The sequence below is a fragment of the Salirhabdus salicampi genome (assembly GCF_024259515.1).
Classification (GTDB): Bacteria; Bacillota; Bacilli; order Bacillales; family Alkalibacillaceae; genus Salirhabdus_A; species Salirhabdus_A salicampi.
Genome location: NZ_JANBWE010000003.1, coordinates 1 through 23,064 on the forward strand (window position 1 = coordinate 1; position 23,064 = coordinate 23,064).

At 37.3% G+C, this 23,064-nt stretch carries 21 protein-coding genes, 1 tRNA gene, 1 rRNA gene, 1 other RNA gene, 1 riboswitch and 2 other annotated features (1 of these 27 only partly in view); of the genes, 5 read left to right on the forward strand and 19 right to left on the reverse strand.

The features are described 5' to 3' along the window. The 8 genes from NLW78_RS10015 to tadA all read right to left on the reverse strand — a co-directional run. Positions 1-209: ribosomal RNA gene (locus NLW78_RS10015) — 16S ribosomal RNA — on the reverse strand; the annotation flags it as partial. A 268-nt stretch (positions 210-477) separates the two neighbouring features. Continuing rightward, entirely contained in the window at positions 478-744 is a 267-nt protein-coding gene (locus tag NLW78_RS10020) for a pro-sigmaK processing inhibitor BofA family protein (RefSeq protein ID WP_254496974.1), read from the reverse strand. Positions 745-805: 61 nt separating this feature from the next. Beyond that, positions 806-1,012, reverse strand: coding sequence for a YaaL family protein (locus NLW78_RS10025; protein WP_254496975.1), 207 nt, complete (start codon positions 1,010-1,012; stop codon positions 806-808). A gap of 16 nt (positions 1,013-1,028) precedes the next feature. After that, positions 1,029-1,625: a recombination mediator RecR gene (recR, locus tag NLW78_RS10030; RefSeq protein ID WP_254496976.1), complete on the reverse strand. Its 597-nt coding sequence runs from the start codon at positions 1,623-1,625 to the stop codon at positions 1,029-1,031. A gap of 13 nt (positions 1,626-1,638) precedes the next feature. Beyond that, a complete protein-coding gene (locus NLW78_RS10035) occupies positions 1,639-1,962 on the reverse strand; it encodes a YbaB/EbfC family nucleoid-associated protein (RefSeq protein ID WP_254496977.1) in 324 nt (107 codons plus the stop codon). A 21-nt stretch (positions 1,963-1,983) separates the two neighbouring features. Beyond that, the gene (dnaX, locus tag NLW78_RS10040) at positions 1,984-3,678 is read right to left on the reverse strand and encodes a DNA polymerase III subunit gamma/tau (RefSeq protein WP_254496978.1); all 1,695 of its coding nucleotides are present in this window, start codon (positions 3,676-3,678) and stop codon (positions 1,984-1,986) included. 127 nt (positions 3,679-3,805) lie between these two features. Beyond that, an RNA gene (gene ffs, locus NLW78_RS10045) (signal recognition particle sRNA large type) lies at positions 3,806-4,071 on the reverse strand. Positions 4,072-4,170: 99 nt separating this feature from the next. Continuing rightward, entirely contained in the window at positions 4,171-4,659 is a 489-nt protein-coding gene (gene tadA / locus NLW78_RS10050) for a tRNA adenosine(34) deaminase TadA (RefSeq protein ID WP_254496979.1), read from the reverse strand. 130 nt (positions 4,660-4,789) lie between these two features. Here tadA and NLW78_RS10055 point away from each other — a divergent pair, with 130 nt between their 5' ends. After that, complete coding sequence (locus tag NLW78_RS10055; RefSeq protein WP_254496980.1) at positions 4,790-6,073, forward strand: glycoside hydrolase family 18 protein; 1,284 nt, start codon at positions 4,790-4,792, stop codon at positions 6,071-6,073. A gap of 41 nt (positions 6,074-6,114) precedes the next feature. Here the strand turns inward: NLW78_RS10055 and NLW78_RS10060 are convergent, their stop codons facing one another. The 4 genes from NLW78_RS10060 to NLW78_RS10075 all read right to left on the reverse strand — a co-directional run bounded on the left by NLW78_RS10060 (position 6,115) and on the right by NLW78_RS10075 (position 10,749). Next, positions 6,115-6,867, reverse strand: a complete 753-nt coding sequence (locus tag NLW78_RS10060; RefSeq protein ID WP_254496981.1) for a DUF3891 family protein — start codon at positions 6,865-6,867, stop codon at positions 6,115-6,117. 22 nt (positions 6,868-6,889) lie between these two features. Beyond that, the gene (locus tag NLW78_RS10065) at positions 6,890-8,188 is read right to left on the reverse strand and encodes a purine/pyrimidine permease (RefSeq protein WP_254496983.1); all 1,299 of its coding nucleotides are present in this window, start codon (positions 8,186-8,188) and stop codon (positions 6,890-6,892) included. Positions 8,189-8,304: 116 nt separating this feature from the next. Continuing rightward, on the reverse strand, positions 8,305-10,023 hold the full coding sequence (gene acsA / locus NLW78_RS10070; protein ID WP_254496984.1) for an acetate--CoA ligase: 1,719 nt from the start codon (positions 10,021-10,023) through the stop codon (positions 8,305-8,307). A gap of 324 nt (positions 10,024-10,347) precedes the next feature. Further along, the gene (locus NLW78_RS10075) at positions 10,348-10,749 is read right to left on the reverse strand and encodes a phage holin family protein (RefSeq protein ID WP_254496985.1); all 402 of its coding nucleotides are present in this window, start codon (positions 10,747-10,749) and stop codon (positions 10,348-10,350) included. 191 nt (positions 10,750-10,940) lie between these two features. Between NLW78_RS10075 and NLW78_RS10080 the strand changes: the two genes are divergently transcribed. Continuing rightward, entirely contained in the window at positions 10,941-11,561 is a 621-nt protein-coding gene (locus NLW78_RS10080; RefSeq protein ID WP_254496986.1) for an HD-GYP domain-containing protein, read from the forward strand. 387 nt (positions 11,562-11,948) lie between these two features. Here the strand turns inward: NLW78_RS10080 and NLW78_RS10085 are convergent, their stop codons facing one another. Then, positions 11,949-14,651: a YheC/YheD family endospore coat-associated protein gene (locus NLW78_RS10085; RefSeq protein WP_254496988.1), complete on the reverse strand. Its 2,703-nt coding sequence runs from the start codon at positions 14,649-14,651 to the stop codon at positions 11,949-11,951. A 186-nt stretch (positions 14,652-14,837) separates the two neighbouring features. On the opposite strand from NLW78_RS10085, the gene NLW78_RS10090 reads away from it, so the two are divergent. Beyond that, a complete protein-coding gene (locus NLW78_RS10090; protein ID WP_254496989.1) occupies positions 14,838-15,701 on the forward strand; it encodes a Cof-type HAD-IIB family hydrolase in 864 nt (287 codons plus the stop codon). A 38-nt stretch (positions 15,702-15,739) separates the two neighbouring features. On the opposite strand, the gene NLW78_RS10095 is transcribed toward NLW78_RS10090, so the two are convergent. Then, positions 15,740-16,789, reverse strand: coding sequence for a homocysteine S-methyltransferase family protein (locus tag NLW78_RS10095; RefSeq protein ID WP_254496990.1), 1,050 nt, complete (start codon positions 16,787-16,789; stop codon positions 15,740-15,742). A gap of 98 nt (positions 16,790-16,887) precedes the next feature. Continuing rightward, a riboswitch (SAM riboswitch) is annotated at positions 16,888-16,987 on the reverse strand. A 210-nt stretch (positions 16,988-17,197) separates the two neighbouring features. Beyond that, entirely contained in the window at positions 17,198-18,022 is an 825-nt protein-coding gene (gene proC, locus NLW78_RS10100; protein WP_254496991.1) for a pyrroline-5-carboxylate reductase, read from the reverse strand. Positions 18,023-18,070: 48 nt separating this feature from the next. Further along, positions 18,071-18,299: a binding site (T-box leader), on the reverse strand. A 175-nt stretch (positions 18,300-18,474) separates the two neighbouring features. Here proC and NLW78_RS10105 point away from each other — a divergent pair. Beyond that, on the forward strand, positions 18,475-19,116 hold the full coding sequence (locus tag NLW78_RS10105; RefSeq protein WP_254496992.1) for a deoxynucleoside kinase: 642 nt from the start codon (positions 18,475-18,477) through the stop codon (positions 19,114-19,116). Then, complete coding sequence (locus NLW78_RS10110; protein WP_254496993.1) at positions 19,113-19,796, forward strand: deoxynucleoside kinase; 684 nt, start codon at positions 19,113-19,115, stop codon at positions 19,794-19,796. Before NLW78_RS10105 ends, NLW78_RS10110 begins: the two co-directional genes overlap by 4 nt. Positions 19,797-19,822: 26 nt before the next feature. Here NLW78_RS10110 and NLW78_RS10115 read toward each other — a convergent pair whose 3' ends face one another. From NLW78_RS10115 to serS, 4 genes are all read right to left on the reverse strand, one after another. Then, positions 19,823-20,230: a bactofilin family protein gene (locus NLW78_RS10115; RefSeq protein ID WP_254496995.1), complete on the reverse strand. Its 408-nt coding sequence runs from the start codon at positions 20,228-20,230 to the stop codon at positions 19,823-19,825. A 21-nt stretch (positions 20,231-20,251) separates the two neighbouring features. After that, complete coding sequence (locus tag NLW78_RS10120) at positions 20,252-21,244, reverse strand: M23 family metallopeptidase (RefSeq protein WP_254496996.1); 993 nt, start codon at positions 21,242-21,244, stop codon at positions 20,252-20,254. Between the two features lie 143 nt (positions 21,245-21,387). Further along, positions 21,388-21,480 (reverse strand) — tRNA-Ser (locus NLW78_RS10125). Positions 21,481-21,598: 118 nt separating this feature from the next. Next, complete coding sequence (serS, locus tag NLW78_RS10130) at positions 21,599-22,873, reverse strand: serine--tRNA ligase (RefSeq protein ID WP_254496998.1); 1,275 nt, start codon at positions 22,871-22,873, stop codon at positions 21,599-21,601. Positions 22,874-22,925: 52 nt separating this feature from the next. Then, positions 22,926-23,064: a binding site (T-box leader), on the reverse strand; it runs 79 nt beyond the window's last position.

The window sequence follows — 23,064 nt, forward strand, 5'->3', positions numbered from 1 at the left end:
CATGCGGTCTCAGATCTCATTCGGTATTAGCCCCGGTTTCCCGGAGTTATCCCGATCTTACAGGCAGGTTGCCCACGTGTTACTCACCCGTCCGCCGCTCGTTCCACAATCGTCACTCCGAAGAGATCCAATTGCTTCCCGCGCTCGACTTGCATGTATTAGGCACGCCGCCAGCGTTCGTCCTGAGCCAGGATCAAACTCTCCATAAAAGTTAGAAAACTTGGTCTCTAGCTAAATAATAAAAAAATCGAAATTGACATTACTGGTCGTTTTGTTCAGTTTTCAAGGTTCGAACTATATTGTTGCGCCAAATTGGCGACTTTTATAATTATACATAACTGATTTGTTTAAGTCAACACATTTTTATAATGTTTTTAATAATTACGTATAACTTGTTACCCTTTTGTCAGGCAAGGAATAATATATCATGAGTGATATATCTTTGCAACACTAATTGGGCTGTTGGGCCAGCCCAATTTATGGTAATAAGATAATGTGTATCGCCACTAAAGAAGCAAGACCTGGTAAACCTAAAAAACCAGATACAAATACTGTAAACAAGTTGATCGGAACGTGAAGGCCAAAATTCGCACCAAACACATTTAAAAAGAACAGTAATAGCGCACCAATCAAAACTTTAACTAGTCCCGACGACAAAAGACGTACCGCCTTTAAAGGTACACCTTTTAATAAAAATAGTAAGATAACGACTAGTATGACACCTATAACAAGATACGAATTCATTCTCAAATCCCCCATTCTTGTCCTTCTATTAAATGATATGACTAAGAATGAAGAGGTAGAACTATTTTATATGACGATGTCTTGCTTCTCTCAATAGGAAGAAATACTTTGCCTTCGCCAGTTTCTGGTCAAATAATCCTTTCTCACTTGGTTCAATACTATTTTCCAGGATGTCATTTAATTGATTCCATCTTCCTCGAAACAAATCGATATTTTCTATTAATTGTTGGTCATAGTTTTTGCGTTTAAATTTCCTCTTTCCAAACATTATCCAACTCAACTCCTTACAAGTCTCTTCTTCCTTCCAATGCTTTGGACAATGTTACTTCATCTGCATATTCTAAGTCGCCTCCAACCGGAAGACCGTGTGCTATACGAGTTGTCCTTATACCAGCTGGTTTTACTAATCGAGAGATATACATAGCTGTTGCTTCACCTTCTATATTCGGGTTTGTCGCTAAAATTAATTCATTAATATTTTCGTTTTTTAACCGGTTGATCAAGGAAGGGACATTAATGTCTTCTGGACCTATTCCATCCATCGGGGATATTGCTCCGTGCAACACATGGTAACGTCCGTTATACTCCTTCATCTTTTCCATAGCTATTACATCTTTAGAGTCTTGAACAACACAAATGATTGACTCATCTCTTGATTCATCCTCACATATAGAACAAGGATCCCGATCTGTAATATAACCACAAACTGAACAGTGTGTTAATTCTCTCTTTGCACTAACTAATGATTTGGCAAAATCTAATACATCATCTTCTTTCATATCTAAAACAAAAAAGGCCAGGCGAACCGCCGTTTTTGGCCCAATTCCTGGCAATTTGGTAAAACTGTCAATTAGTTTGGAAATCGGTTCAGGATAATACATTTGTTGATTCCTCCTAGAACATGCCTGGCATATTCAACCCTTTCGTAAACTGTCCCATTGTTGAATTTGTCTTTTCATCTACTTGTTTCAATACGTCATTAGTGGCTGCGATGATTAAATCTTGTAACATGTCAACATCATCAGGATCTACAACTTCTTCATTAATTTCTACATCTACTATTTCCTTTTTCCCGTTTGCAACAACTTTCACCATTCCTCCACCGGCTGTCGCTTCAAAACTTTCTTTGTGCAGTTCCTCTTGTGCTTCCATCATCTTTTTTTGCATTTTTTGCATTTGTTTCATCATATTATTCATGTTTCCCATTCCACCACGCATAATGATTCCTCCTTAGTATAATTAAGTATCTTGAATTTCTAACAAATCATCGCCAACAAGTTTTCGGGCTTCCGCAACAACCGGATCTTCCTCCTGTTGCTCATCTTCGTTTGATCCTTCCTGCTGCCGTTGTTTCTTAACATATTCCTCCCGTAATTGAATCCAATCATTTTCGGGTATTGGAATGATAGTCATCCGCTTCCCTAAATAATCAGCTAACAAAGACTCAATGGTTTCCTGATTTTCTAAAACGAGGGAACAGTGTATTTCATATTTGAATGATAAGACGAGGGCATCTTCAGAAGCTGCAACCGGCTTACTATTCATTAACTTTGCATGAGCAGGAGCACTGTTTCGTTTTACTGAGTCCATAAATGAACCCCATTGGCTTTGTATCGATTTCAACACTTGTTTTGATGCATCTTCTAAAACAACCCGAATTCGTTCATATGGAACTTTATATTTACGTCCTGCTGACCTTGTCGGCGTAGAAGGTTTTTCTTTCTCTTTTTTCTCTCCTTCTATCCCCGACTGTTTTAACGTATGCAAGGCCTTTTCTAATTGCTCTATTTTTTGAACATATTCACTAGGTATTGTTGCTATTTCTGCCTCTGCCTTACTTGTTACACCTTCTGCTTCCGCTATGTGTAATAGTGCGATTTCTAAAAAGACTTTCGGACTATTTGTCCATTTCATCTCCTGTTGACATTCATTTAATCGTTTAATCGCACTTTGAATCCAGCCAGCATTTAATGTTTCCGAAAGTTCATAAAACACGTTATTGGGAATAGCTCTTTCAAGAAGCTCTTCACCCTGGGAAGAACTTTGGTATAAAAGTACATCTCTTAAATAGTAAATCAAGTCAAGAACAAACCTTCCCGGGTCTTTTCCTTCTTGGAAAAATTGGTCAACTAACTGTAGAGCACTTTTAACTTCTTTACGATCTAAGTATTGTACAATTTCTCCAAGTTTCTTTTGAGAGACCGAACCTGTTACTGCTAATACATCGTTTAATTCAACAACGTTATCCTCGCTGTACGATATCGCTTGATCAATCAAACTTAGTGCATCTCGCATTCCGCCCTCTGCAGCTAAGGCGACGGTTTTGAGCGCTTCTTCTTCCACTTTAATGTTTTCAGCATCCATAATTTCTTGCAGACGACTAATAATGGAGTGTTGGGAGATTCGTTTAAAATCAAAGCGTTGACAACGGGAGATAATTGTTAACGGAATTTTATGTGGCTCCGTTGTCGCTAGTATAAAGATAACATGTTGCGGTGGTTCCTCTAATGTTTTTAATAAGGCATTAAAAGCACCTGTTGAAAGCATGTGTACTTCATCTACTATATATACTTTATATCTCACCGCGCTCGGGGCATATTTCACTTTATCCCGTATTTCCCTTATATCATCTACTCCGTTGTTAGATGCCGCATCTATTTCAATAACATCTGATATAGATCCATTTTGTATCCCTAAACAAGCAGAACATTCGTTACAAGGTTCCTTTATAGGAGAACGCTCACAGTTAACAGCTTTAGCAAATATTTTTGCAGCACTCGTTTTTCCTGTTCCCCGGGGGCCGGAAAAAAGATACGCGTGGGAAAACTTGTTTTGAACAATGGCGTTTTGCAAAGTTCTTGTGATATGCTCTTGTCCTACTACATCGCGAAAAATTTTCGGACGCCACACTCGATATAAAGCTTGGTAACTCATAGTCCCGTTCTCCTTTGCGGTTTCTTTCTCATTATAACTGAATCTCAACCTCTGTTCAAAAACTATATATGTACATATATAACAAAAAAACTCACCTTTCATGGTGAGCTGTTGTTTATATTTAATACCGTGCACCCATCTTTGATGAACTGGCCCTAAGCGTTACTTAAGTTCATGGCTCGACCCAGGCTATCCCGCGGCACATAAGAATGTCCGCTTACTGCTGCTTCCTTCCGGATCTGACAGGGTTCACGGGTTCCTATTGCGCAGGACCCGAGTGTCAACACCAATCTCTTAAGGCAGACCTTAAAACCAATTCACCTCAGATGGGAATTCAGCCTCGCTATAGCGGATTGCGAGTTCAGGGCACCGCTACCTCCCCACCTAGCACGGCAAATCTGCTAACAATTTTTAGTTGCACTGTAAGAGTGCATAAACAAGTATATACACTTTTTCGATAAAATGCAATGGTTTACGAATGGCAACTTTTTACTACATTTTCTTTTTCTTGTTGCGCAAGGCCTGAAAAAACTGTGTTAACAGCTTTCCACACTCTTGTCCTAAAATATTCGGGGTAACCTCTGCCCTATGATTAAATCGAGGGTCTTGTAACAGATTTAACAAAGAACCACAACTGCCTGCTTTCGGATCATATGCCCCAAAAACAACTCGAGGAATTCTAGCTTGCATAATCGCCCCTGCACACATTGGACAAGGTTCAAGAGTAACATACAGCGTACAGTTTTCTAAGCGCCAACTACCTAATTGTTCATTTGCTTTTTCAATTGCAAGAAATTCAGCATGACTTTTCGCAAGTTGAGTTGTTTCCCGTAAATTGTGGGCTTTTGCTATTACTACTCCTTTTTCGTCTACAATAACAGCACCAATAGGCACCTCTTCAATTGTAGCAGCCTTTTTTGCTTCCTCGATTGCCAAACTCATATAATGTTCATCACTAATACACGGATTTTTATGTTTCATATCATTCTTCACTTTCATCATCCATTCATACATTCTTTTAAAAAATCAACTCATTAACATGTCCGTTAGAACAATTCACTTTGGGCTTCATACATATGTATAGAGTATTTTTTTGGAAAGGAGTATCTTAATGCTGATATATGTCGTAAAAGAAGGGGACTCTATTTTTCGAATTGCCAATCGTTTTCAAGTATCCACTGAACAAATTGTAAACATAAATGAGCTGGAAACGCCAGAAAACTTAGTGGTCGGTCAAGCGCTTGTTATACCGAGTAACCAATATGTAGTACAACAAGGGGACTCTCTTTACTCAATTGGCCAAACATTTAACATTTCCCAACAACAAATCGCAGAGGTAAATCAAATACAGCCGAACACCTCCCTTGAGGTTGGGCAAATTTTGCAATTGCCCCAAAAACAAAAAACGAGAGCATACTTTAATGCTTATGCAGAACCAATCGGCGATTCTGTTAGTGAGACATTGCGCCAGTCAACTAGAAGGAGAACCCGTCATTTATCGTATTTAGCCCCTTTTAGTTATCGTGTGAACCGGGACGCTTCGTTAGTGGAACCACCTCTAGACCAATTTCCTCAAATTGCTGCCGAAAATAATGCAGCTCTTATGATGGTTGTAACGAATTTAGAAGAGGGAGAATTTAATAAAGAACTCGGGCGCTTGATTGTAACTGACCAACAATTTCAAGATAATCTACTTTCTAATATTATTAACACTGCAAATCAGGTAGGTTATCGCGATATTCATTTTGATTTAGAATTTTTACCACCGGAAACACGTGAAGATTATAATCAATTTCTTCGGAAAGCAAAACAACGATTATCTAACGCTGGATTACAAATTTCAACTGCCTTGGCCCCGAAAACATCTGCAGAACAAGAAGGTGCATGGTATACCGCCCACGATTATGCTGCCCATGGAGAAATTGTAGACTTTGTTGTGCTTATGACGTATGAATGGGGTTACAGTGGTGGTCCTGCTATGGCTGTTTCGCCAATAAAGCCTGTTCGTGAAGTTGTTGAATATGCTCTTTCAGTTATGCCTGCTGAAAAAATCTTCTTAGGTCAAAATTTATATGGTTATGACTGGACACTTCCATATGAACCTGGCGGTGAGTTTGCGAAGGCTCTTAGCCCCCAACAAGCCATTCAATTGGCTAAAGAGCAAAATGTGCATATTCAATATGATGAAGAATCACAAGCACCTTTTTTCTTTTATACTGATGACGAGGGAAAACGTCACGAAGTTTGGTTTGAGGATGCAAGGTCGATACAACGGAAGTTTGATCTAGTAAAAGAATTAAACTTAAAAGGTGTAAGCTACTGGAAACTAGGCTTGGCTTTCCCTCAAAATTGGGCTTTAATTGAGAGCCGATTTGATGTCGTAAAGAACCCTTAAAAAAGAAGACGCCTTAGATACTTTGTTCTAAGGCGTTTATTTTAACATGGTACAAATGAAACGTCTCGCCTCTCTTGTTCTGCTTTTTTCTCAGCTTTTACAAATCCTTCTTTTAGAATATCAGTTTTTTTCACTCTTTTAAAAGGTATAGATACCGTGAAGTTCGTTTTAAAGGGAAAGGGGTCGATGACTACATGTTTCTTGTCTCGCCAATGCCCATGAATTTTGTCTTCCATAAATGAAAACCTTTGTTGAAATCCTTCCCGAAACCAAGATAATTCCTCCTCTTTACTTACCCCGGGCTTGTTCATACATATATATAAAGATAAGTCATCACAGAATTGTAACGTCCTTTTATGTAGTTCCACACGTTTTTCACTCACTTTTACTTGCTCTAATATACGTTGCCTTCTATTGAATTCATTCTTCAGGAAAGTTTGGACATGCTTTTCATCGTCGTTCATAGAAAAGAAGGATACATAGTGGAGACTGCAAAGCAAACCAGCATATGGATAAGAAGACTCAACTAGACTAATCCCTTGTTGATAGAAGCCTACTTTTTTATTTGTTGGGTAGTCGATGAAGGAGTACGGCTTCATTCTTTCTTCGTTCCATTTAGGATACTCGTCTATTTTGTCCCAAGCAATATCATGATGCTTTATGGCGTATTTAACTGTATGTTCATTATCAATGAAAAACGGATGCAGAAGATGGTTAGCAATTTCCCCGGAAATAATACCGTGTTCATGTTGTTTTATTAATTGGAAGTAATGTTCATTCTCAACAACAATCAAATCTCACTTCCCCCTATCTTACTTACACCCTTTTATTATCTTTCCACATTTGGTCAAGCAATATAATTAGGACAGTACCTACTAATAAACCGTTACTTAACAAGCTCTGTACAAGCTCAGGAAAGACTTGAAATGTTTGGGATGGCATAAACATTAAACCAATCCCTACTAAAAAAGATATACTTAGCATGGTCAGTTTTCTTTGATCTAAGTGTTCATTGGCAATGTTTGATAAACCGATACCCATTAACTGAACAAACGTTGCTAATAAGGCCGCATTTGCAACTGGAGATGGAATCATCGATATAAGAGATACGATGGGCGGAAATAAAGCTAAAAAAATTAATAAGATGGAAGCATACATAAACGGTTTTTTTCTCTTTTGCCCTGTTATATCCATAAAACCTGATGATGATGCGAGGGTAACAACCGCAACCCCGGAGAATAAAGCAGAGATCCCATGATTTAATCCTAACGTATAACTTCCACGATTCATCTGTTCATGTGTGAATACTGGGCTCCCGTTCAACACTTGATTTGCTGCTGCCAATGATCCCACAATATTTGATAACAAAATTAATGCAATTAATATGGCTATCGGAAAGGATCCCCAATCCCATTTTGGTGCACCCCATGCAAATAGTTCAGGAAATTGAATTACGGGCAGTGAAGCTATGTTAATTTTGGGCTTGTGAATAATTCCGTGTAAAATCCAACCAATGGATACTCCTATTAATACAGCGTAGTTTTTCAAAGGACCCTTCCATAGAATGGAGAACCCAAGCACAAAGAAGAAAACAAAAAATGAGATAAGGGTTGCATCAAGCTGTGCTACAACTTTCTCACCATCAATGCCTAACATCCCTTTAAGAAATGTACCACTCAACTGAATGGTTAACATAAATAAAAAGGCACCAGTAATAAGAGGATTGAATAAGCGAATCACCTTCTCGGCTAACCGGAACACTCCCATCAATACTAAACAAATCCCTGTTAGTATCATCGTCATTTCTAATTCGCGCAACGTTAAAGTGAAACTAACACCTTTTTGGCTAGCTATAGTCGCATATACAGCAAACATACTTATCCATAGCCCTGCCGGACCATCAACAATCGGTAACCGATGTCCGATTACCCCTTGAAGAAAACAAGAAATCCCCACAATGAAAAAAGTCCTTTGCATGAGTCCTGATATTTCAAGCAAGGACATCTCAAAAATTGTACCAATAACAATTGGTAACGCAATAGAACTCGCTAATAAGAAGACAAACCATTGCATCGTTTCCAAAAATGTACTTTTCTTTGATATGTTACTCCCCATGAAGGTACTCTCCCTTTTATAATTGCTACTAGATATATACATGGTATATTACTGAAATGTAGGACTCAATAAAAACACGTAAAAAAGCAAGGAACTAAACATTCCTTGCCTTCATCCTATTCTTCTAATGTTGATGTATCTCCTGTTGGCAATCCCAGCTCCCATGATTTAAGTAATCGTCTCATAATTTTTCCGCTTCTCGTTTTAGGAATTTTATCTTTGAATTCAATCTCACGAGGAGCAGCATGGGCACTTAACCCTTTTTTCACAAATAGGCGTATATCTTCCAGTAATTCATCGGATGGTTCATATCCTTCACGCAGTGTAACAAATGCTTTAATGATCTCCCCACGAACAGGATCCGGTTTACCAATAACCCCTGCTTCACCTACTGCAGGATGTTCAATTAATTTACTCTCAACTTCAAAAGGACCTACACGTTCTCCTGAAGTTAGAATCACATCATCCAACCTGCCTTGGAACCAGAAATATCCATCTTCATCCATGTATGCACTATCACCTGACACATACCAATCTCCAATAAAGTAGCTTTCATACTTCTCTGGACGTTTCCAAATTTGTCTCATCATTGAAGGCCAGCCTTTTCGAATTGCCAAGTTCCCCATCTGCCTTGGTGGAAGTTTATTCCCTTCGTTATCAATAATTGCTGCTTCTACACCAGGAAACGGTTTTCCCATTGATCCAGGTTTTATGTCTACACATGGATAATTGGAAATGAGCATTCCGCCTGTTTCTGTCATCCACCACGAATCATGAATTCGCAAGTTAAAGGCGTCGATACCCCAATGAATTACTTCTGGATTTAACGGTTCACCTACACTGATAATGTGGCGAAGAGAAGATAAGTTGTATTGTTTTACTTTTTCCTCACCTGCACTCATTAAACGACGAAATGCTGTCGGTGCTGAATACCAAATGTTTACATTATACTTTTCAATTGTGCTATACCAATCATCAGGAGTAAATCGTCCACCACGTATTACATTTGTAACACCATTTAACCAAGGAGCAAATACACCGTAACTCGTTCCAGTAACCCAACCTGGATCAGCTGTACACCAATAAATATCCTCTTCTTTTAAATCTAGTACCCATTTACCTGTTTGATAGTGGTGAATCATTGCATTATGGGCATGATAGACACCTTTTGGTTTTCCAGTAGAGCCAGAAGTATAGTGGATGAGCATTCCATCTTCTAAGTCTACCCACTCTAGCTCGTAATTCGTTGAGGCTTGATTCATCTCTTGAAAGAAATCTACATATTGTTCTCCTTCAACGTTCGTTGTATCACCGACTAACACGATCTTCTTCAAATCCGGCAGGTTTTCTTGTGGTACACGATCTAATAAATCAGGTGTAGTAATAAGCATTACAGCTTCACTATCTTGCAGTCGGTCTTCTACCGCTTGTTCCATAAATGCTTCAAAAAGTGGACCAGCTATAGCCCCTATTTTGAGAATTCCTAGAAAGCTCATATAAAATTCAGGACTTCTCGGCATAAACAGAAATACCCGGTCTCCTTTATTTATACCTTGTCTTTTCAATACATTCGCAAATTGGTTACTTTTTTCCTTCATCTCAGAGAAGGTTATTTTCTCTTCCCTGTTTGCATCAGAGTATAGCAATGCAACTTGATTTTGTTTTTCAGGGTTTTCTGCATGGCGGTCAATGGCTTCATATGCAATATTTACTTTTCCAGTATCATGCCAAGTAAACTCTTTCTCTACTTCCTTCCAATCGAAGTTCGCGTACACATCGTCATAATTTTTTAAGTTGTAGTTTCCTTCTCTCGCACGTATCGGTTTCATATTCATATTTCTCCCACCCCTTTGAATGTAATCGGTTTCATTTAATAGAAACTTAAATCCTTTGTACAAACATATGCACAGTACCTCTAAAATATTTAATTTTTGAAATATTCCATATATTTATAATATCTAACATCCATCTTTTTTTAAAGGGAAATATTAGAAAAAGGGTGGAAACTACTATTTCAAAAGAGCGCAAGATGACAAACCTATCATCTGCATGAATACGGCTATTTGAGGAGGAAAATAACTGAAATGCGTCTAGTTGATTGCTTATTCAAGTTGCACGGATGACTAAACCAAACAAGGCGCACTCCATGTGCGCCTTGTTTATGGTTGATGGATACTTCCACCACCATTAGAATTTTCATCATTTGTATCTGAATTTGTTGATGCCTTCTGCGATTCATTATCGTTATCTTCTGTGTTTGCTCCCTCTTTCTTATTCTTTTTAGGTAAGAGAGAGAGTAGCGCTTGATCATGCCCTCCATTTCCATTTTGTACATATTTAATACCTGCTACGGTCCCTACCCCATATAAAGCGTATTTAAGTCCCGATAACATAATTTCAAAATTAAATGCTTTTGCTTCTAATACTGCAAAACCTAGACCTAAAAAGATACCAATTAACGGAATATAACGGTTGCTAATTCTGCTCGCTCTTCGAATGGCATACAAAATAAAAGCAAGGGCAACGTAGGCTGTAAATTCGAGGTTGAGAAGTGCTTCCATTTACTACACCTCCTATTGAAAAATTAAATATCTCTATTTACTATATTCATAGAGAACAAAGTTGACATTGATTTAATCACTTATATTTTAGTTATAAAGGATTTATGACGTTATGAAAATAAGCATATTTACCTTATATCTTTAAAAATTGGTATATACATTGTATCCTTAAATGACTGAGGAGGTCATTCATGTTACATAAAGCAAAGGAACTATTTAACAACGTAGCCCAAGATAATGAGATTTTAGCATCATTTAAATACCACTCGTTACGTGTCATGCATATGTCGTGTAACCTGGCTAAGAAAAATGGTTGCCTCGATACCGATATGCAAGTTGCCTCTCTCCTCCATGACATCGGTAAGATTGGATTATCACGCCAAATTTTATTAAAACCAACAAAACTAACTGATTTGGAATATCAAATTATTCAATCCCATAGTCACATCGGCAATACAATTGTACGAAAACAGTTGAATATGCCAAGAGCAGCTGGATTTATCCGTGACCATCATGAAAGATGGGATGGAAACGGTTATCCCCGAGGATTAAAGGGTGATGATATATCCTTGCAAGGACGTATTATTAGTATTTGTGATGCATTCGATACAATGACCATTGACCGGAGAAGTTACAATAAAACACCACTAACGTACGAAGAAGCGTTAGAAGAATTGGTTAAGTCCTCCTGGAACCAGTTTGATGGTAACTTAGTAGAACAATTTATTGCCATCATCCAATCCTTTGAGCTTCCTGAGGCAAGGTCTTGGTGGCAAGATGAAAAAATGATGGAATCTCTTTTTCCTGTCTAAACATCCTTTTCTTCCCTTGCTAACATAACGACAACTTATGACAGGAGGGTGCATTTCCATACCATTATATGAAAGCATAGCCGCACGAATGACTCTAACATTGTCATAAAAACGAGAATTCATTAGATTGACCTACTCCTTTGATTTCGGAACGTTTTTTTATGACTATTTACCTATATAAGCGACACATGCTTCAGCCTTCCTTCATTTCTAGGTATTTTTTGAAAAAAAAGAAAAAAAGCACTGCTCATGAACATCATGCATCAGTGCTTTTTAAATCAGTTTGTGTTAATAAACAGTAAAAAATCCTCTGAAAGAAGGATCTGTTATTGTATCGTCTTCAATGTAGTAATAACTCCAGGTTCCTTTTATATATCTTATATCATTTTACGAAAAACCTGTTAAATATTTTGCATATTGTAGCGGGTTTAAAAATGCACGTTTTATTGTATTCCGGTCGTACGATATAAACAACGAATCCTGCCCCGGCTTTGCATTGCATTCAATAAACCAAATATTATGTCCTTGATCTAAAGCAAAATCAATTCCGAGTTCTCCAAACGTTCCAAACTCTTTTTCCACCGCTTCATACACTTTGAATATAAACGTCTCTATTCTTCGATTTAAATGGATTAGCTCATTTTTCTTATACGATAAAATCTTTGTAAAGAAGTAGTCAAATTGGTAAACATCTGAGCCGGTTCTCGTACTCGTAATAGGAGCACGTTCTTTTCCAATTCGCACAGGGTAGGCGACAATCTCAAGCTGACCTAAATGATTCCGCTGCACCGTAGCTCTCATATCAATTGGCTGTTCTCCAACTTGTAAAACATCAATCCCTTGTTGAATGATTAGCTTTTTTTGATCAAAAAATTGATCCATTCCCTTTATTAATTCTGCTAAGTCATCACAATATTCCTCAAATAGGTCATCTGCTACGTAACTATAATGATAACGATCCTTAACCCTTTTAATTCGCATAATACCTTTTCCATTACTACCTTGCCGGTCTTTTACATAAATAGTATGGTATTTTGATAACATCTGATCGATATCTTCCCGTTTTTCATATTGTAGCGTTACAGGCATAAATTGTCTTACTTCTTGCTGCTTATATAATTGTTCATGTAACTTCCATTTATCGAAATAGTGCTGGGCATTAACCGTTTGGATATGAGAATGTTGTTTAAATTGTTCACGAATAAATCGACCAATATGCTTTTGATGTTTGAGAACCCCCCCACCTCTATCATACAAAATATCTGGAAATGGCATTACCTTCTTCTCCCATTTTTTCTTCATCTCGTTATAAAACGTTCCATTTATTGTTCGGTCAAGAAAGTTAACATCTTTTACTGTAAAAAGGTAAAGTATCGTATTTGCATCATTATTCGCTAACGCTAACTCTTCCGACCGGAACCGGTATTGCTGATTCAAGAGTTTTTTTACATTTCCGTTCGAGGAAAAGACCGCAATTACTGGACCAATCCGTAATGAATGTCCATCTTCAACTTTAACATTAACCTTCCAATCCTCTTGTATATGAAGTTTCTCTAATATCGAACTTGGAATAATGATTGATTCTTGTAGATCATGTTTCCTTACATTTACCTCTCTCTCATTTAATCCAACCTTCAAACTAATTTCGTTGTTGGATAAACGTTCAAAAATAAATGTCGGAACAGTAATAACGTTATGACTCCCTTCACATTCCTTTATCGTTAAAGTCCAAGATTTATGAGGAGATATTAAATGGCCATCTGCTAAATATGTTCCGTATTCCAATACAGATAAAAATTGAGGTAATATCTCTTCCGTATCATCAAATCCTTTAACAGGATTTTTATCAGGCTTAGCATTCGCTTCGATAAACCATATTTCTCCACGTTGATCAATGGCTAAATCTATTCCCACTTCCCCTAATGATCCATATTCTTTTTCAAGATATGATGTAACGTGAATGGCAAATTCTTTCACTTCATGATCTGTTGGCATGTTTGAATCATGTTTAAATAACGCATCATAATGCGCAACTTCCCCTCCTAGTGATTCGTTTGTAATTGCCGAATCCCGTTTTGATACCCTTGTTTGGATCGGGGCAGCAATCCATTTACCACTTGCATCTTTTTGAACTAACACTCTAACATCTGTCTGTTTACCACCGTATCGTTTCACATGAATCCCTTGTTGAATAATATATTTTTTGTTTTTTAGAAATTGGTTTACATACTCTTTTACATCGGATAATGAGGATAGTTGAATCGTTTTTAATCCCTTTTCATAATAAGAGAGATCATAGCCTTCTGCTACTTTCGTGATTGCCATCACCTCTTTACCAAGGCTCCCGTAAAAGGACTTTAGGAACAATAAATGATAGTTATCCAACATTTCTTTTACTTGTTCAAATCGTTCGTAAACTTCGGTTTCAGGTAGATAGCTTTTAATATCCTTATATTTCGACAATGCTTTATAAACATCCCATTTTCCGAAATAGTCCACTTGATTAATATAATGAATGTTGTCGTGTTCGTGGAATTGGTTTCTTATATGTTTAACTAATGGTTTTAATGACGTGTCAAATTTCACAGCTCTGTCGTAAATAACATTAGGCATCGGTAAATTTCTTTGCTCCCATGACTGTGTTAATTCGTTATATACATATCCGGTTATTTGCTCTTTAAACCAATATATATTGTCTAATGAAAAATAATAAAGAAAAGCGTGTGTCTCAGTATTTGCTTTCACATGTTCAGTCGCACTTACAGGTACACAGCCTTCTTCAATCCGCTGAATAAATCGCGGATTTACAAATATACCTATTACTGGACCTAAATGGATGATTCCATTACGAATCCATACATTCACAAACATCTTATCTATCAATAACAAATGGTTAAACACATTATCTGGTAAATACATTTGGTCATGATTATGATCATGACTGTCTACGACAACGTTTATTTTTCGTTGACCGACTTGAATTTCATATCTGGCACCTTTTTTAACTGATAATTGCTCTATGATTAATGACGGTATTAAACAGACTTGACTCTCCATACCACTATTGCTCTGAACTAGTTGGACTTGCATACCTTTCCCTCCCGAATATACCATCTTTGTCATTAATATTCGAAGGATTACAGTTTGGTATGGATGTATGATTTAGGGGACATCACTTTAAATGTTGTTATCTTTACGTTAGTATTAAGAAAATAATATGTACTTTTACACTCGTATGGACTGGGTCCAGTTAAAACAAAAAGGCAGGAATGGATAATGAAGATTATTGCAACAGATATGGATGGTACATTGTTAAATTCTAGAGGTGATATTAGTGATGAGAATAAACAAGCAATCGAAAAGGCGATTGCTAATAATATTGAAGTAATTGTTGTGACTGGCCGCTCTTATATTTCTGCAAAACGGTTATTACGAGAAAAGAATTTGCATACACCAATCATTGGTTTTAACGGAGGAGAGGTTCGGTCAGAAGAGGGAAAGATAATCATGAATTTCCCACTAAACAAAGAACTTTGTTCAAAAATAGCCGCGGCATGTAGTGCTGAAGGAGTCTATTACGATATTTATACAAATGAAGGTGTATACTCTAGCAGTAAGGAACAAACGGTTGAATCATTTGTTACCTTATTAGCAAGGATTCACAATCAAACACCATTAGAGGATATTCGAAAATTAGTTGAACAACATATGGAAGATGAACAATTCCATTTTACTGATCAGTATGAGCAAGTTTTACATTCAAACCTAACGTTTTATAAAATGTTTGCTCTATCTCTACAAGAAGAACAACTACAAAATGTTTATCATCGGTTAAAGGGTGAAGAAGAACTAGTAATTACTTCTTCTGGGAAAGGGAATTTAGAATTTAATCACCAGGATGCAAAGAAAGGAACGGTTTTACAAAGATATGTAAATGAAAAAGGCATTTCTATGAACGAAGTGATGGCAATAGGCGATAACTACAATGACGTCTCCATGTTACAAATGGCAGGTAGAGGTGTGGCAATGGGAAATGCTAATGAAGATATAAAGGAGGTTTGCTCCCACGTAACAAAAACAAATGACGAAAACGGTGTTGCGGTAGCAATTGAGCAACTATTAAATGAACTGAATGAATAAAAAAAGAGCCAACATCATACTGTTGGCTCTTTTTGCGCTTATGCTTTTGTACGATATTGTAGATTATGTTCCTTTAACGTTTTGTCTTTCCCAAACAAGAAATGTTTCTCCATGTCAGGTGAATATTTAGAGTTAATCGTTTCTATACCTACTGCTTCCGCTACTGCTCTTAACATAGCAGGGGATGCACCACAACAAAGACCGATATAGTTGACACCAATACTTTTTGCTTCCTTAGCCCACTCTGCTAATTCATACCGATTATGATACAGAGGGTCCAGCGACGTTGGGAACGTTGTTTCAGTTGGCAGGTGACAGCTACAACCACCGTCTGGTAAATTGAAAAACGTTGGGTATTCTTCTGATGTACGGTATGGAATTGGTAATCCCCCAACAAAACCATCTACCTCTTCAGTTATTTTCTTCAAGTATGGTTGCATCGTATTTGGGCCGCGGAAGCAATTCATTCCGACTACTAATGCACCTTTTTCAGAAAGGATTTTGCAAGATTCTTCTACCGTATAGCCATCACGCAAGATGTTTTCACCCATAAGCCCTAATGTAACAACGGCTGGTAAATCTTGTTTCTGAATTTCCTCTAATGCAATCACAGCTTCTTCATGATAGTAAAGAGTTTCAGCATTAATAAAGTCTACCCCCTCCTCTTTACACCATTTCACCATTTCTGCAAATATACTTCTTACTTTCTCTTTCGATTGAGGATCTTCAGGGTCAAATATGTTAGTATTTGAAATATTCCCTGCCACAAGTGCTTCCTCTATCGGATGCTCTTTAGCTACTTCTTTAGCTAATCGTATTGCATTACGATTTAAAGGCTCAAGTAAATGCTCCTTACCAATGATTCTCATTTTTTCACGGTGTGCATTATATGTAAAAGCTAAAACTACATCAGACCCAGCGTTCATATAGTCTCTATATGTCTGCTTTAATACGTCAGGATGCTCCAAGGCAACTTCTGGCACAAAGGAACCTGCTTGTAAATATCCACGCCGTTCCATTTCAAATAAATATCCTTCTCCTGCGATAACTGTTCCCTCTTTTAATCTTTGTTCCAAACTTCTTTTCATCGGTGTTCCTCCTCAAGTTTTCTTTTATAGCAAAAAAGCCCTCTTCCATTAAGAAGAGGGCTTTATACTAATTCATTAACATTCTAGTAAATGGTCTCTCCTTATCTTCAGCAATTTCGCTTCTGGAATTGGCACAGTGCTTATCAGCCTGTTGCCGAGGTATCTAAGGGCCAGTCCCTCCACCTCTCTGGATAAGAATAATCTTATTATATTTAATTGTTTGAACTTAAGACTACCTTGCTTCCCTAAAAATGTCAAGATTTATCTTAAGAATATATCGAAATTGCCCCGACATGATTTGAACTCGTAACGCACGCTTTAGAGGGCCGATGCTCAATCCTCTGAAATACGGAGCCATTGAGAAATCTTACTATATAAAAGAGTTGCTACATGCAAATGTATTCTACATTATTCTTTAAAGGAACTTCCAAGTTCTTCTGAACGTTCAGCAGCTCGTTTGACACATTCCACTAAAGCCTCTTGGTAATTATATTTTTGTAACGTATCCAAACCAGCCTGCGTCGTTCCTCCTGGGCTCATAATTTTTTTTCGTAATGATGTTGGACTCTCATTCGTCACTTTCAACATTTCTGCTGCACCAAGCAACGTTTGTAATATTAATTCTTTAGACGTATCTGCTTCGAGTCCTGCTTTCTTTGCTGCTTCTTCCATCGCTTCAACGAAGTAATAGATATAAGCAGGTCCACTACCAGACAAGCCCGTCACAACGTGCATTTCATCTTCATCTACTACTGTTGTCGTACCAATCGTCTGAAATAACCTTTTTGTCTTTTCTATATGTTTATCAGTTGCGTATTTTCCAGCTGCAATCGCCGTAGCTGAATAGCCAATCGTAGCAGAGGTATTTGGCATTGCCCGAACGACTGGATTCTCTTTTTCAAGCTGAGTGGAAATGTATGAAGTGGACACTCCTGCTAACACAGATACAATTATTTGACCTTCCGTTACATAATTTTTAATAGAATGTAACGCTACTTCAATATCCTTCGGTTTTACAGAAAGGATAATAAACTCTGCTCCTTCAATCACTTCCCGTTTGTTTTGGGAGTATTTCACTCCGTATGTTGTTTGCAATGTTTGCAAGCGATCTTCTCTTGTTTTATTCGTAACATATATTTGATCACCTTTTACATATTCTTTACTTACAATACCCGAAATAATCGCTTCAGCCATAGAACCCGCTCCGATGAAGGATATTTTACTATCCGCCATGCTTCTAACCTCCTATTTAATTCAAATATAAAAACCCACTCCATCCTAAAAAAGGACGGAATGGGTTGAACATCCGCGGTACCACCTTTATTGATAACACGTAATAGAAAGTACATGTTATCCTCTTATATCTGATAACGCAAGTTTTGCGTTCAGGTTTATCCCTGAAGGTTCACAGGTAGGTTTCAATAATATCGTAACGTTGGAATCTTTCAGCCGGTGGATTCCATTCTCTGGCGTTCGTTTTATTATTTACTGGCCTGATCATTACCAATTTTATTTATATTGATTTTTTAGTATTATGCAAGTTAAACGTAATTATGTCAACAAAAACTATATGTTTTTTTTCGACAAATATTGGTGTCATATCAAAACAGCATGTAACTACTCCGGTAACCCTTGTTGTGTTAAAATATATTTTGTCTAATTTTATCATCTTAGGGGGGAAAAGGATGAAGTCCATACCTTTTATCGCAGTTGAAGGCCCTATCGGGGTTGGAAAGACTTCCTTGGCGGGCAAAATTGCTTCCCATTTTCAATATCATTTACTTGAAGAAATTGTTGAGGAAAATCCTTTTCTCGGAAAATTTTACGACAATATTGAAGAGTGGAGCTTCCAAACGGAAATGTTCTTTCTTTGCAATCGTTATAAGCAACTAGAAGACACTGAGAGCAAATATTTACAAAACAAGATGCCTGTTGTTTCCGACTATCATATTTCGAAAAATATGATATTTGCGAAACGGACGTTAAAAGAAAGCCAACTAAAGAAATACGAGGAGATTTATCACATATTAACTAATGATATGCCTAAACCAAATATTATGGTTTATTTACACGCTAGCTTAGATACATTATTAAATCGCATTCGTCTCCGCGGACGGGATGTAGAACAAAATATTCAAGCTAGTTATTTACAGCAACTTTCTCAAGATTATGATGCTTTCATGGAAAACTTCGAGAAAGAAAATCCTGATATTCCGGTTTTACGATTTAACGGTGACCATTTAGATTTTATAAAGCGTGAGGAAGATTTGCAGTACATGATTAAGCAGATTGAGAACCATTTAAAAAAAGGGGAAGTTATTTCATGAATAGGAAAAACCGCTACGGTATCCCTAATGATGCAGTGATCACTATTGCCGGAACCGTAGGTGTAGGAAAGTCAACGATGACTACAGCAATTGCCAATGCACTTCAATTTCGTACTTCATTTGAAAAGGTCGAAAACAATCCGTATTTAGATAAATTTTATTCCGATTTTCAACGCTGGAGTTTTCATTTACAAGTTTACTTTTTAGCGGAACGCTTTAAGGAACAAAAACGAATTTTTGAATATGGTGGAGGATTTGTGCAAGATCGTTCCATTTACGAAGATACAGGCATCTTCGCAAAAATGCACTATGAAAAAGGGACAATGTCTAAAGTGGATTATGAAACGTACACAAGTCTTTTTGATGCTATGGTAATGACACCATATTTCCCACATCCTGATTTATTAATCTATTTAGAAGGTTCTTTTGATGACATTGTAAAGCGTATTCAATCTAGAGGACGTCCTATGGAACAAGAAACTCCATTAGAATACTGGGAAGAAATGTACGATAGATACCAAAACTGGATTGATAACTTTAATACTTGTCCTGTATTACGAATTAATATTGCCGAATACGACATTGTTGAAGATGAGTCGTCTCTTGAACCAATTTTAAATCGAATCGGTGAGTTCATACAAAAATCTAGAAACATTACAACAAGACAAACTACAATCTAGAAAAAGAGGACGAAATGTCCTCTTTTTTATTTTGCCTTTTCTTTATTTTCTTTTGCCTTTCCTTCTATAACGGTAATGTCAGAAACCATTTTACTTTCTCCTTCAAAAATTCCACCTTCATCGATGACAAAAGCTTTCATCTTTGCATTCCCTTTTAATTGACCCTTCGCTTCAATATGAATAGTACCGGAAGCATTTACATCCCCACAAACTGTTCCAGAAACTGTGATATTTCTTCCGTCAATATTTGCTTCTACTATCCCACCTGTACCTACAACTAAATCACCATCACAATGTATTTCCCCCAGAACTTTTCCTTCAATACGAAGACTAGCTTCCGTTTTAACATTTCCTTCAACAACAGTTCCTGCTCCTATTACTGTATCCATCGTTTCAGCAGACTGCTGGCTATTTTGACCATTTTTCGCAAACATATAAAAAACCTCCACCAATGATTATTCTGTTAAGACGCGACTAATAAATGTCATATATGGATATGGATCAACTGCTCTTCCATTTTTAAATATTTCATAATGTAAATGAACTCCTGTACTTCTACCGGTCGATCCCATCGTGCCAATTTGATCTCCTACTTCAACTTTTTCGCCTTCTTCCACATGTAAGTTCGCCATGTGTGCATATCTCGTGGAAAACACAGACGAATGTTTGATTTCTACAAAGTTACCGTAGCCTCCATTTCGTCCAGCGAAAGTAACTGTTCCATCTGCTGTTGCATAAATCGGGGTACCATATCCACCACCGATATCGATTCCACTGTGTACAGCCTTTTGAAATGTAAAAGGATCTACCCGATTTCCAAAATTCGAGGTTACTCGATACGAACTTGAAGGCCACTCAATTGGAGTTCGTGCTAACTTTTCTCTTACTGAGCTGAAATGTTCCAATGTAGTTTCAAAGCGTTCAATTAAACTCGGAATGGTATCAATTAATTCTGAGTACTTTAACTCTAGGGCACGGTCCTTTTCCAGTCGATTAACATCTTCTTTTAGCGATATTTCATCTATACTTGTAAATTCAATTCCACCTGAAGGTCCTGCACTAGAAGTGGCTTCTATTTGTTCTGGTTGTATAGCTGCTATCATTTCTTTTAATTGCTGCTCGATTTGATCTAAATGTTGTACTTTTACATCTATTAATTCCGCTTTCTTTTCAAAGTAATGAATCTGCTCATTAGCTGATTGTAGTTCACTCGACTTTTCTTCTATACTTGATAATAATATCTCATTTTTTTCCTTTAACTTTTGAATCGCCGATTGAGAAAATGCGAAGAAAACAATGAATGCTATAAGGAAAAGAACGGATATTGATAATGTACTTTTAAACAACGATTTTCGAATATTAACTTGGCGAACTTTCTCATTCGCATCGGACATAATTAATATTGTCCAATTTTTAGTTCTTTTTTTTCGATTTTTTTTCTTTATCATTTTTATCCCCCGACCAATGTAATCCTTTCCCTATAATTCGACAAAACGCTCTGTTTTCCTTCTAAAATTATGACAAAATAAAAAAACATCCCAATTTTAGGGATGCTTCATTTATGTTCCTTCTCCAATTATATACGCATTAATGGCGGAGGAGGAGGGATTCGAACCCCCGCGGGCCGTGAAGCCCCTGTCGGTTTTCAAGACCGATCCCTTCAGCCAGACTTGGGTACTCCTCCGTTGACTGACACTTAAAAAATATATCATATGAACTAAAAGTGTGCAAGTCCTATGTAAAATGTTTTATTTTTCAAAAAAATTATAGATATAAGGAGAAAGGTACAAAGTACCCTCTCCTTACCCTATTTGTTGTTTATTTCCCATATATGGACGTAACACTTCTGGAATGATGACTGTCCCGTCTTCTTGCTGATAATGCTCTAAAATAGCTGCAACAGTCCTTCCAATTGCTAAACCTGAACCATTTAACGTATGAACAAACTCCGGTTTAGCCTTAGGTCCCCTGCGAAAACGTATTTTCGCACGTCTCGCTTGAAAATCCTCAAAGTTTGAACAAGATGAAATTTCCCGGTACGTATTTGAGCTTGGTAACCAAACTTCAATGTCGTACTTTTTCGCTGCCGTAAAACCTAAGTCACCGGTACACATGCTCATTACACGGTAAGGTAAATTTAACAGTTGCAATACTTTTTCTGCATGGCCTGTTAATTCTTCTAATACGTCATATGACTCTTCTGGTTTAACCATTTGCACAAGTTCAATTTTGTTAAACTGATGCTGACGAATTAAGCCGCGAGTATCTCTTCCAGCAGAACCAGCCTCAGAACGGAAATTCGCACTGTATGCTACGAATTTTTTCGGAAGTTCCTCTTCTGACAATATTTCATCACGATGTAAGTTTGTAACTGGTACCTCGGCTGTTGGAATAAGGTGGTAATCCCAACCTTCTAACTTAAATAAATCCTCTTCAAACTTTGGTAATTGACCTGTTCCTGTTAGGCTGTCACGGTTGACGATGAAAGGTGGAATAACTTCTTCATATCCATGTTCATCCGCTTGTAAATCCATCATAAAGTTTAATAATGCACGTTCAAGTCGAGCTCCTAAGCCTTTATAAAAAACAAAACGGCTTCCCGTTACTTTTGACGCACGCTCAAAGTCCAAAATATTTAATTCGCTGGCTATATCCCAATGTGGCTTAGCCTCAAAAGAGAAGGAAGGGACTTCTCCCCATTTACGGACTTCTATATTGTCATCTTCATCTTCCCCAACTGGTACACTTTCATGAGGAATATTAGGAATTGAAAGTAAAAGCTGTTCAAGTTTTTCTTCCACTTCTTTTAATTCTGTATCTAAGCTTTTTACTTTTTCCCCGACTTCACGCATCTCTAGAATTAAATGATCTGCATCTTTCTTTTCTTTTTTCATTTGTGAAATTTGTTTTGAAACATCATTACGCTTTGCCTTTAACTCTTCACTTTGTTTTATTAATTCTCTTCTACGATTGTCCCATTCTTCAAAATGATCAAGATCGGTTAAATCTTCTCCTCGATTTTGGAGTTTCGCCTTTACTTCAGCAAAATGGTCACGTAAAAATTTCATATCAAGCATAACAATTCCTCCTTCGTTTAAAATTAGACACAAAAAAACTCTCGCCCTATGAAACAGGGACGAGAGTTACTTCCCGCGATACCACCCTAATTGAAGACATAAAGTCTTCCAGCTTAATTACACTAACGGTGTTTAACCGGATATGCCTACTCTTAACAGTTCAGCATATCAGCTCAAGGATGGATTCACAG